This window comes from Streptomyces lacrimifluminis (assembly GCF_014646095.1).
Taxonomy (GTDB): domain Bacteria; phylum Actinomycetota; class Actinomycetes; order Streptomycetales; family Streptomycetaceae; genus Streptomyces; species Streptomyces lacrimifluminis.
Genome location: NZ_BMMU01000070.1, coordinates 1 through 10,365 on the forward strand (window position 1 = coordinate 1; position 10,365 = coordinate 10,365).

The 10,365-nt window shown below is 67.4% G+C and carries 8 protein-coding genes and 3 pseudogenes; 4 read left to right on the forward strand and 7 right to left on the reverse strand.

What is annotated here, in order from left to right; all coding sequences use genetic code 11:
* Positions 1 to 113: 113 nt before the first annotated feature.
* Entirely contained in the window at positions 114 to 707 is a 594-nt protein-coding gene (locus tag IEY89_RS39355; protein ID WP_189152330.1) for a TetR/AcrR family transcriptional regulator, read from the reverse strand.
* A 365-nt stretch (positions 708 to 1,072) separates the two neighbouring features.
* On the opposite strand from IEY89_RS39355, the gene IEY89_RS42170 reads away from it, so the two are divergent.
* The 3 genes and pseudogenes from IEY89_RS42170 to IEY89_RS39365 all read left to right on the forward strand — a co-directional run.
* Positions 1,073 to 1,366, forward strand: coding sequence for a helix-turn-helix domain-containing protein (locus tag IEY89_RS42170; RefSeq protein ID WP_373287350.1), 294 nt, complete (start codon positions 1,073 to 1,075; stop codon positions 1,364 to 1,366).
* Positions 1,297 to 1,626, forward strand: a pseudogene (locus IEY89_RS42175) (transposase family protein); the annotation flags it as partial. The gene IEY89_RS42170 and the pseudogene IEY89_RS42175, both read left to right, overlap by 70 nt.
* Before the next feature lie 295 nt (positions 1,627 to 1,921).
* Positions 1,922 to 2,081: pseudogene (locus IEY89_RS39365) on the forward strand (IS256 family transposase); the annotation flags it as partial.
* A 272-nt stretch (positions 2,082 to 2,353) separates the two neighbouring features.
* Here IEY89_RS39365 and IEY89_RS39370 read toward each other — a convergent pair.
* The 5 genes and pseudogenes from IEY89_RS39370 to IEY89_RS39390 all read right to left on the reverse strand — a co-directional run bounded on the left by IEY89_RS39370 (position 2,354) and on the right by IEY89_RS39390 (position 8,605).
* Positions 2,354 to 2,812 carry a (2Fe-2S)-binding protein gene (locus IEY89_RS39370; protein ID WP_189152331.1) on the reverse strand — a complete coding sequence of 153 codons (459 nt, stop codon included), beginning with the start codon at positions 2,810 to 2,812 and terminating at the stop codon, positions 2,354 to 2,356.
* A 59-nt stretch (positions 2,813 to 2,871) separates the two neighbouring features.
* A complete protein-coding gene (locus tag IEY89_RS39375; RefSeq protein WP_189152332.1) occupies positions 2,872 to 5,082 on the reverse strand; it encodes a xanthine dehydrogenase family protein molybdopterin-binding subunit in 2,211 nt (736 codons plus the stop codon).
* Positions 5,083 to 5,286: 204 nt separating this feature from the next.
* Positions 5,287 to 5,697, reverse strand: a pseudogene (locus IEY89_RS42275) (DUF6596 domain-containing protein); the annotation flags it as partial.
* A 218-nt stretch (positions 5,698 to 5,915) separates the two neighbouring features.
* A complete protein-coding gene (locus IEY89_RS39385; protein WP_189152333.1) occupies positions 5,916 to 7,286 on the reverse strand; it encodes a flavin-containing monooxygenase in 1,371 nt (456 codons plus the stop codon).
* A 161-nt stretch (positions 7,287 to 7,447) separates the two neighbouring features.
* Positions 7,448 to 8,605, reverse strand: a complete 1,158-nt coding sequence (locus tag IEY89_RS39390) for an alpha-hydroxy-acid oxidizing protein (RefSeq protein ID WP_189152336.1) — start codon at positions 8,603 to 8,605, stop codon at positions 7,448 to 7,450.
* Positions 8,606 to 8,748: 143 nt separating this feature from the next.
* Here IEY89_RS39390 and IEY89_RS39395 point away from each other — a divergent pair, with 143 nt between their 5' ends.
* Positions 8,749 to 9,786, forward strand: coding sequence for an Lrp/AsnC family transcriptional regulator (locus IEY89_RS39395; RefSeq protein ID WP_229695712.1), 1,038 nt, complete (start codon positions 8,749 to 8,751; stop codon positions 9,784 to 9,786).
* 19 nt (positions 9,787 to 9,805) lie between these two features.
* On the opposite strand, the gene IEY89_RS39400 is transcribed toward IEY89_RS39395, so the two are convergent.
* Complete coding sequence (locus IEY89_RS39400) at positions 9,806 to 10,159, reverse strand: TetR family transcriptional regulator C-terminal domain-containing protein (RefSeq protein ID WP_189152335.1); 354 nt, start codon at positions 10,157 to 10,159, stop codon at positions 9,806 to 9,808.
* Positions 10,160 to 10,365 lie beyond the last annotated feature (206 nt).

Sequence of the window (10,365 nt, forward strand, 5' to 3'; positions counted from 1 at the left end):
CCGCCGCCACAGTCACTACGAACGCCCCAAATCACCTGTAAACCAGATCAGTTGCTCTCTTAGCCGGCCAGGCTGGGCTCTGCCGTGTGGCGGGCGACAGCAACCAGGGGCATTCATCCGCCGGCCAGGGCCGTCACGGAGGAGACCAGAACCTGTAGGCAGACCTCCTCGGCCTCCTCGTCGGGAAGCGACAGATGCATGTCCGTGAGACCGTCGAAGCTGGCGAGAATCCAACGCGCGATAGCCTCTGCGGGCTGGGCCAGCGGCTGACCGCTGCGCTCGGCCGCCTCTGCCACGAGCTTCGCGGTTACTTCGATCAACCCGCGATAGTGGCTCGCGAGGACCTCGCTCAGCTGGGGTGAGCGCATCGCGAACGTGGTCAGTTCCGTCAGCATCCGGTGGCTGCCGGGCTGTTCCCGCACCGTTCGCCACAGGGCCGCCGCCAGAACTCTGATGGTCTCTTCAAAACCGGCGTCCTCCGGGGTGGCACGCTCGACCTGCGCGACGAGGTCCTGCGTGAGCTGCTCCATGACAGCCCGGTACAGCCCTTCCTTCGTGCCGAAGATGTAGTGCACGGTGGCCTGGGCGACTCCCAGTTCGGCAGCGATGGCGCGCGTACTTCCGGCTGCGACGCCTTCCCTGCTCATGAGGTCGATGGCCGCTTTGATCAATTGAGGGCGGCGCTCGGCCGCTGAAACATGAGCCATGAATACATAGTAGCGACCAAGTCTAGCGAGCAAGTCACTCGATCAGATTGAGACCGGCCACCAGCGAGCCCTCCCCTTCCAGCAGCGCCCACTTGCCTGGACCACTACCTGAGCGGCGTGGAACGGCTGACCACGCCTCCGCGCCGGGATTCCGAGGGCAGCTTCACGCCCATGACTGGGAAACCGCCATACGTGAGATCACCGCACGCTGAAGACAGTCCGTGAAGTCTTTCAGCGCGACCACCGATCGGGTGATGCCGACGGGATGCGCAACGCACGAGGCTCCCGTGCCGTTGGGAGAGGTGTTCGAAGTCCCAACCCACAGGCACAAGAGCCGCATTGGTTCCCTAATGTGACCCGCGAGGGTGACCGACCGCCGCTGCAAGCTCCCGCCGCACCAACGTGCCCTGGTCGGCCTGCTTTACCTCCGTAAACATGATCCCCTCGCGCAGATCGCCGCGGGCTTCGGCATCTCCGTCGGCACCGCCCACGTTTACACGGCAACCGTCATCGACCTTCTCGCCGACCACCGGACCTACTGCGCATCCTGCGCGAGGCCGAGCCCGACTACGTCCTCCTCGACGGCACCCTGGCGGAGTGCGACCGGGTCGGCGACAGCCGGGCCGACTACTTCCACGAGCACCGCCGACACGGGGTGAACGTGCAGGTGGTGACCGACCCGGCCGGCCTGCTGCTGTGCATCTCACCCCCACTGCCCGACCGCGCCCACGACCTGACCGCAGCCCGCGCCCACCGCAGCATCCTGATCTGGGAACGTCAGGGTGTTCCGGTCCTCGCCGACCGCGCCTACATGGGGCGCCGGCCCGTGGGTGATGACACCCCTCAGACGTCCACCCGGCCGCGACCTCACACCAACCCAACAGACCGTCAACCGCGCACTGTCCGCCGACGCACGCCGGTTGAGCGCAGCGTCGCACGACTGAGGTCGTGGCGGATGTTCAGCAGAGCCCGATGCAGCCCGAATCGAATGTCGTCATTCTCCGCCGCCGTCCAGGGCAATCACCTCGGCGGCGCCTACAGCGACGCCCTGATGCGCTCCCCGTGTGCCGATGAAGACCGAGACCTCAACGTTCTCGAGGGCCCCGACTGTGTGACGAAGCGCAACGCGCTCAGGGGGACTTGTGGACGACTTACGCCGTCGCCTGCCCGAGTGCCGCGCCATCTGCTGACCGATCCGGCGTCCGTCCGGGCCCAACTCGATCGAGTCGACGGTCGCGACCGTCCGGCTGGACCAAGGTCACCAGCGGCGCCAGAAGCGCGGCCCCCCTGGCCATGGTCTTCAAGCTCGTCGAATCCGCCCAGGCCCGCTGGCGAGCGGTGAACGCACCTCACCTCGTCGCCCTGGTCCGCGCGGAGCCAAGAGGAAGCCTCGGCCTCGCCATCGTTCACGCCGGAGTTCACGCCGAGATCGTCGAGCTGTGCCGTCACGGTGACCGCTCGGTCGGTCAGATCGCCAAAAACTTTGAACTGACCGAGACCGCGGTGCGGCTGTGGGTCAGCCAGGCTGAAGTCGACGCGGGCGAACGCGATGACCTGACCAGCGGTGAACGCGAGGAGCTGCGGCGGGAGAACTCCGTGCGTGCCACGTGACTCCGGGCCGCAGATCGATGCTGCGGCGCTCGCGCTCATGCCATTTTCGCGGCGGCACTCTTAATCGCTTCGCGGATGCGGAAGTACGTGCCGCAGCGGCAGACGTTCGCGATCTCATCGATGTCAGCGTCCGTCAGACTCTTTTTGCGCTTCAGCAGCGCCACTGCCGCCATGATCTGCCCGGGCTGGCAGTATCCGCACTGGGCCACGTCCTGCTCTAGCCATGCTTGCTGGACGGGGTGTAGTTCGTCGCCGTCCGCCAGCCCTTCGATGGTGGTGACCTCCCGGCCGGTGGCCTCCGAAACAGGGACCACGCAAGGTCTGATCGCTTCGCCGTCGAGATGGCTGGTGCATGCCTTGCAGACGTCGATACCGCAGCCGTACTTGGGGCCACGGACGCCTAGCAGATCCCGCAGCGCCCACAGCAGCGGCAGGTCATCGGGCGCGTTGACTGTCACGGTCTTCCCGTTGACGATGAAGGTGTGAGAGGGCATGAGTTGCTCCCGGCGGGCGTCAGGTATGTCAGGTTGCGTGGAGGTCGAGTGCAGACCGGTCAGGTCCGGGGGAAGGGATCGAAGTCGATGTCGAAGTTGACCGGGAAGGAGCGCGGCTTGGTGCCGGTGGCCCGAGCGTAGGCATTGGCGATCGCGCCCACGGCCGCCGGAACGCCGAGTTCACCGGCGCCGCCAGGCTCGTCGCTCGCAGGCATGACGAAGATCTTCACGTCCTTGGGGCTGTCCTTCTGACGCGCATAGTGAAATTGCGAGTAACTTCCCTCCATCGGCAGGCCCTTGTCGATGTGGAGCCCGGCCCGCAGGGTGGTGGAGATGGCGTCGGTCAGTCCACCTAGCAACTGCGCCTCGAGACCGCTTGGATTGATCGGGCGGCCCACATCGGCGGCGATGACAGCTCGGGTAACGCGCGGTTTCTTCGGGTCCCTCGCGTCGATCTCGACCAGACAAGCCGTGCAGGACTTGTACTCCTCGTGGAAACCGACGCCCTGCGCCCAGCCCTCCGGCAGGCTGCGGCCCCAGTTCCCTTCGTGCGTCACCTTGTCGAGGACCTCTCTCTGCCGGGCGGTCTTGAGGAACGCGCGTCGGAAGGCGACCGGGTCCTTGCCCAGTTGTGCCGCCAGTTCGTCGACCACGATCTCCTCCGCGCCCCGGGTGTTGCCCGAGTACACGGAACGCCATGACCCGGTGTGCATCTTCAGCGGCACTTCGGTGAGGACCTGGGTTGTCAGCCCGAAGTTGTACGGGGACTTGACGGTGGTCAGGAACAGCGTCTGGGCGAAGGAGGCATTGCCGACTCCAGTGGGCAGACTGGCTGCGGTGGCGGTGAGCATGTCGCCGAGGCCGTGCCGGAAGTCGGTCTCCACAGCGGCCACCCGGTGCTCGAAGGTGAGCACCTGCCCCAGCGCATAAGTCGCGCGGATCTTGTGGTGGGTGGCGGGCCTCATCCGGCCGTGCCGCATGTCGTCGATGCGTGACCACATCAGCCGTACTGGGCGGCCGCTCTTCTTGGAGACGACGGCAGCCTCCAGCGCGGCGTCGAAGAACAGCCGGCGGCCGAAGGAGCCGCCCGACTGCACCACATGGACTGTGACCTTGTCGACAGGCAGGCCCACAGCCTTCGCGATGGCCGCCTGGGCGACGATCGGCGACTTCAGGCCCGACCAGATCTCGGCACGGTCCGGACGGACGTCGGCTACGGCGGAGTTCGTCTCCAGCGGCGCATGGCTGGCGAAGGCGAAGTCGAACTCGGCATCTACCCGTTTGACCAGGACGCCTGGGACCGCCAACGGAGCGTTCGCGGCCTTCAGTTTGGCTTTGATGTCGGCGTCCGACAGCGCGTCGACGGTTCCGGCGCCCCAGGTGACGTCAAGGGCCTCCTTGGCATCTCGAGCCTGGCCGAATGTCTCTGCGACCACCGCGATCCCCGAGCCGATGATGACCACATCGAGAACACCCGGCATGGCCCGCACGGCGCTCTCGTTGTTCACCAACTTCACGGTGCCGTTGATGGTCGGAGGGCGGCGCACCATGCAGGGCTTGGCGCCGGGCACATCGAGGTCGAGGGTGTACTCCTGCCGGCCGGTTACCATCGCCCGGGCGTCGATACGCGTGGCAGGCGTGCCGACGAGGGTGTGTTCGGACTCCTTTTTAGGCGCGATGGGCACAGTGGTCCGGCTGAAGGAGGCGGCTGCGGCGGCCAGCGACCCGTAGGAGGCGGTACGACCGTCCGGTGCGATCACCAGGCCCTCACGGACAATCAGCGAGCCGGCTATGACGCCCCATCGCTCCGCTGCGGCGGCGAGCAGACGGGCCCGTGCGGCGGCGGCTGTGCGACGCACCGGGTCATACAAAGAGCGGATCGAGTTGGAACTTCCAGTCAGCTGATTGAACACCAACTCGGGCCGCGCGTCGTCGAGTCGGACGCGTACCCTAGGGAGCGGAACATCCAGCTCTTCAGCGACCAGCATCGCGACAGCTGTCGTCAGACCTTGCCCGACTTCCTCCCTAGGAAGTCGGAATTCGATGACCCCGTCCTCCTGAACACGCAGCACCAGCATCTCGGCGGTCGGGGCGCCTGCCAGGATCAGCAGATCGCCGAGATCGACCAGATCGGCCGGCGCAGGAGGCGTGGGAACGGCACCTTCGGCGATAGCCGGAGCGAGAGCGTCCAGACTGATCTTTGTGGCGACAGCCAGTGTTGGCGCCGCCACCAGATAGGTGAGAAGCCTGCGCCTGCCAAGTGATGTCATCGGTGCTCCGTTCCCGCGGTCCGCCGTGGTCGCCGAATCGCCCCCAGATCATTACCGTCGGGTAATCGAAAATTCAAGGGTTTCCAGCAGGGTTTCGAACCCCGGTCCGGCGAGGGCCGCTCTCGCATGAGCCGTCACGGTGCCACTGACAGTGCAGCCAAACCTCCCCTCGCCGCCACGCCCCGACGCGACAGGTCCGTTCCCGCGGTCCTGCTCTGCCAGCGGCACCAGGTCGCCGTCGGAGCCGATGCGAGCAGGGCGGTGCGCGTCGGTGCGCCAGCAAGCCTGCCGTTTCGGCGTCGTCGGGGAGCAGTCGGGTGAGCCGGATTACCTCGGTCGACAGAGCGGGCGCGGGTCGGCGCCGCCTGTGGTGGTATGTCCCTCGTTGAAGATCAGATACAGCACGTGCAGCACCTCGCCCAACCATTGGCCACGGTTTGCTGCCTCGGGCATGCGCAGCGGCATGCCGGAGGTCTTGGCGGTCTGCTTGGCCCGGCTGATGCGCTGGGCCATGGTCGCCTCGGGGACAAGAAGGTGCGCTTTCAAGTTGGCGGAGACTCGATGTCGTGCACTCGCACGGGGGTGCACGACATCGTCGGTGTGCACCGGCCGCATCGGGTCCGCAACATCGTGGTGCGCGGGCACAGGGAGCACCCAGGCACAGCTCTGGGACTGCGACCGCAGGTACCAACCAAACGTGGACGGTGCACTCCGAGGGCACCGTCACCGACAACCTCTCGGGTTTGAGCAACCAGGTGGCCCTCACTGACCCGATATGCGATGAAGTCGCCCGCGCGGCGGCGGGAGTGCGAGAGCCTCACCGCCGCCCGACGTCACTCCACGGTCCCGTTGGGCAGGCGGCTCTGTGGGGCGCCGACCGTCGTCCGCCGCGTGGACGGCGGGTTCCCGACGCCCCGCCATCCCATGGAGGAGGTGACCTTGCGCAGGTAGGCCGTGTAGGTCTGGCTGTTCACGTATCCCTTGTGGCGCGGCGACGCGACGAACCTCACGCCGCCGGTCAGGTCGGGACGGTCGTGGCGGATGCGCTGGGCGAAACGCGCGGCGCGTTCCGGGTTCGCCGAGCGGTCGTGGATGTGTTCGGCGATCATCTGCGACAGCGCGTCGAAGAGACCGTAGGCCGCGGAGTTGGTCTCCACGTAGCCGACGCCGAACAGGCCCTCGTGTTCGCGGGAGAACGCGGAGAGGTAGAGGTCCGGGTGCTGTTCGTCGCTCAGGTACTCCTGCGCGTACGGCACCTTGTGCACGTATCCGGTGGCCAGCAGGACCAGGTCGAACCGGTCCTGCGAACCGTCGGTGAAGGTGACGGTGTCGCCGTGGGTCGAGGCGATGTCCGGCTTTGCCCTGAGGTCACCGTGCTGGAGGTGGTACAGCAGCATGGAGGATATGGCAGGGTGCGTCTCGAAGAGCCGGTGGTCGGGCTTCTGCAGTCCCAGTCGGCGCACGTCACCGTTGACCAGCCGCAGCAAGGCACCGAAGATGCGCTGCTCCAGCCACATCGGCAGCTTGGGACCGCCCGCGGCGATGGTGTCCACCGGCCGGCCGAACAGGTGCTTGGGGATGAACCAGTACCCGCGGCGCATGCTGATGACGGCGTGGTCGGCGTTGCGGGCCGCGTCGCAGGCGATGTCCAGGCCGGAAGCGCCGGCCCCGACGACCAGCACCCGCTTGCCGCGCAGCTCGTCCGGGCTGCGGTACGTGCTCGCGTGCCGCACCTCGCCGCTGAATCCCCCCGGCAGCCGGGGCACGTTGGGATACCACTGCGATCCCGAGCACATCACCACATGGGCGTGCCGACAGCGCTGCCCGTCCGCGCGCTCGACCGTCCAGCCGCCGTCAATCTCCTTGGTCACCTTCGTCACGTCGACGCCGAACTCTATGCGGCGTGTCAGGTCGTACGCGTCGGCGAACGACCGCAGGTAGGCGAGGATCTCGCGGTTCGGGGGGTAGTCGGCGTACGTGTCGGGCATCGGGAACCCGCCGAACGCCGACACCGTCCGGCTGGAGTTGAAGTGCGCCGTCTCGTACATCGGTGTGCCGGGATTGTCCATGTCCCAGATGCCGCCGACCGAGGTGTGCCGTTCGATGTGGGTGTACGGCAGGTTCCGTTCCTTCAGCGCTCGCGCCATCGCGAGCCCTGCCGGACCGGCACCGATGACACATGTGTCGCCCGCGTTCGCGCTCATACACATGGCTCCTTTCTCGATCTTCGCTCGGAGAGCGACGGTAGGTACAAAGGGAGGTCACACCCGAGGGCCTGCGCAGCCGCACACCGGACCCCTGCGGCCGCTCACGGCATGGCCGCGGGGCAGGCCCTCGCGTGGCGGCTCCTCACAGGGCCTGCCGCTTAAAGGGCTTGAAGCGCCTGGGGAACCAGGTCGTCCACGGACGGGTATCCGTCGACCGCCATGATCAGATCAGCCTCGGCGAGCAGGGCGCGCAGGACGTGGACGATGCCATCCGTGCCGCCCAGCGCGCAGCCGTAGGCGTAGGGGCGGCCGATGCCGACCACTGTCGCGCCCAGGGCGAGGGCCTTGACGATGTCGGCGCCGCTGCGGACCCCGGAGTCGAAGAGGACCGGCAACCCGTCGGCCGCCTCGACGAGGGCGGGCAGGACATCAAGGGCGGGGAGGCCGCCGTTGGCCTGCCGGCCGCCGTGGTTGGAGCAGTAGATCGCGTCCACTCCCCCGTCACGGGCGCGGCGGGCGTCCTCGGGGTGGCAGATGCCCTTCACAATCAGCGGCAGGTCGGTCAGTGAGCGCAGCCACTCCAGGTCGTCCCAGGTCAGCGGACTGCCGAAGACCTGGGTCCAGTGCAGGATCGCGGACTGCGGATCCTCCTCGGGCGGGCGGGACAGCGCCGCCCGGAAGACGGGGTCGGTGAAGTAGTTCGCCAGGCAGTGGCCGCGCAGCTGAGGGAAGTTGGACGCCGCCAGGTCACGCGGACGCCAGCCGGTGATCCAGGTGTCGAGGGTGACGACGATGCCCTGGTAGCCGGCGCGTTCGGCACGGTGGACGAGGCTTTCGGCGAGTGCCCTGTCGGTGGGCGTGTAGAGCTGGAAGAAGCCCGGGGTGTCACCGAGTTCGGCGACAACGTTCTCCAGCGGGTCGACGGACAGGGTCGAGGCGAACATGGGCACCCCGGTGCGGGCGGCGGCGCGGGCCGTGGCCAGGTCGCCGTGTCCGTCCTGGGCGCACAGGCCGATCACACCGACCGGTGCGAGGAACACCGGCGACGGCAGCATCAAGCCGAACAGCTCCACGGTCAGCTCCCGCTGTGCGGCGCCGACGAACATCCGCGGGATCACCCCCCAGCGGGCGAAGGCGGTGACGTTGGCTCGCTGGGTGTGCTCGTCCCCCGCGCCACCGGCGACGTAGGACCACACCGACGGCGGCAGCGCGACGCGCGCTTTGGCCTCCAGTTCCGCGAAGTCCATGGGAAACGAGGGCAGAACCCCTCCCAGCCCACTCAGGTAGATCTCGTTCTGGTAGTCGGCGAACGCCATGACGGACACCTCATCGCTCAGCTGCGACACGCACAGGGCTCTTGTGGGCGTCCAGAGTGCGACACTGTGCCGTACGGACTGCCCGAGTGCAGGATCCAATTTCATTGGCAGCATCGAATGCAGGATATGGAGATGAGTTGTCCGTGCTGAGTGAAGGCGATCTCGCACTCATCCATGCCCTTCAGCTGCGCCCTCGCGCGTCCTGGACGGAGCTGGGCCGGACTCTCGGCGTGGACGCCGTCACGGCGGCGCGCCGCTTCCACCGGCTCGCCGACCAGGGCGAAGCCTGGGTCGGGGTCTCCCCCGGACCCAGGCTGCTCCATCGTCTCTGTATCGCCTTCGTCGAGATCGACTGCGCGGCCGGCACAGCCAACGCCGTGGCCGGCACGCTGCAAGACCATCCTCACGCGGTCACCATCGAGCGATCAGCGGACACCCACCGGCTCCTCGCGACCGTGGCCACCGCCGACGTCACGGCCATGGCGCACTACACCCTGGGCGTCCTCTCGGCCGTGCCGGGCATCGCCGCCGTGCGCACGAGGATCGTCACGCACATGTTCGCCGAGGGAGGGCAATGGCAGATCGACGCCTTGGACCCCGAACAGCGCTCACGGCTTGGCACACCGCCCGGTGGCGGGGACGCCGGCCGGAGTGTCGGCAGCGAGGAGATCACCTCACGCGACCGCACCCTGCTGAGCCTGCTGTACCAGGACGGCCGCGCGTCCTTCCAAGCCCTGGCGGAGGCGCTCGGCACGAGCGCCTTCACCGTCAGGCGGCGTCTCGACAGGCTCACCAAGCTCGGCCTGATCCGCTTCCGCTGCGACTTCGCCCGCCCGCTCGGCGGCTGGCCCGTCGCGGTCACGTTCTGGGCCACGGCCCCCGCCAAGGAGCTGTCCAACATCGGGCACACCCTCGTCCGTCTCCCCGAAGTCCGCAACTGCGCCGCCGTCACGGGCCAGCACAACCTCGTCATCCAGACAGCTCTGCACTCCGTGAGCGGCGTACTGCGGCTGGAGACCCGCCTCTGCGACGTCCATCCCGGCCTCGTCGTCACCGACCGCACGATGACCCTGCGCCACGACAAACTCCTCGGCCGGATCCTCGACCCGCGCGGCCGGTCACTCGGCGTCGTCGCCCCCGACGTGTGGTCCGAGCCAGGCATGTCCGCCACCGCGGGATGAGCTGCTTCCCTCGCCGGAGTCAGGGACTCCGAGGCCGGGTGTGCTGGGGGAGGTGATCGGCGAGCAGTTCGAGGGTCGCCTGGCTGTCGTCGCTGTTGCGGTCGACGAGCCAGGTGATGTTGAGGCCGTCGATCGTCGATTGCACGTACCGCGCGAGCACCGGTACAGGCACCGTCCACTCGATCCCGGCAGTGTCGGCGGCCAGTTCGAGCAGCGAGGCGAACGCGCTCAGGAAGATCTCGTACTGCCGTCTGGCCACGTTTTCGAAGCCGGAATTGCGCAGCGCGTACTGCGTGAGCTCGTAGCTGATCTGGTGTTCTCGCGGGTTCGCCTCGAACCTTTCCAGAACGCGTGCAGGCTGTCGGGGAGCCACGGTGAATCGGCCGAGTCCGACGAGGCCACACCGTAACCATTCACCCTGGTCAGCGGTGAAATCAGCTCCACATGCCCGCAGCTTCCCAGTCCGAGAGCGCGAGTTCGATTCTCGTCACCCGCTCCATGTGAAACCCCCGGGTCAGCTTGGGTTCAAGAGGTCGTTGCAACACCCCGTCTGTAGGGAGTTGCAGTGGACTTCGAGAT

Excerpts from the sequence above, each read along its gene's own strand:
- IEY89_RS39390 (WP_189152336.1), bottom strand. The coding sequence starts at position 8,605 with ATGGCGTTCGCCGACTACCAGAACGAGATCTACCTGAGTGGGCTGGGA.
- IEY89_RS39375 (WP_189152332.1), bottom strand. The coding sequence starts at position 5,082 with ATGACATCACTTGGCAGGCGCAGGCTTCTCACCTATCTGGTGGCGGCG.
- IEY89_RS39355 (WP_189152330.1), bottom strand. The coding sequence starts at position 707 with ATGGCTCATGTTTCAGCGGCCGAGCGCCGCCCTCAATTGATCAAAGCG.
- IEY89_RS39385 (WP_189152333.1), bottom strand. The coding sequence starts at position 7,286 with ATGAGCGCGAACGCGGGCGACACATGTGTCATCGGTGCCGGTCCGGCA.
- IEY89_RS39370 (WP_189152331.1), bottom strand. The coding sequence starts at position 2,812 with ATGCCCTCTCACACCTTCATCGTCAACGGGAAGACCGTGACAGTCAAC.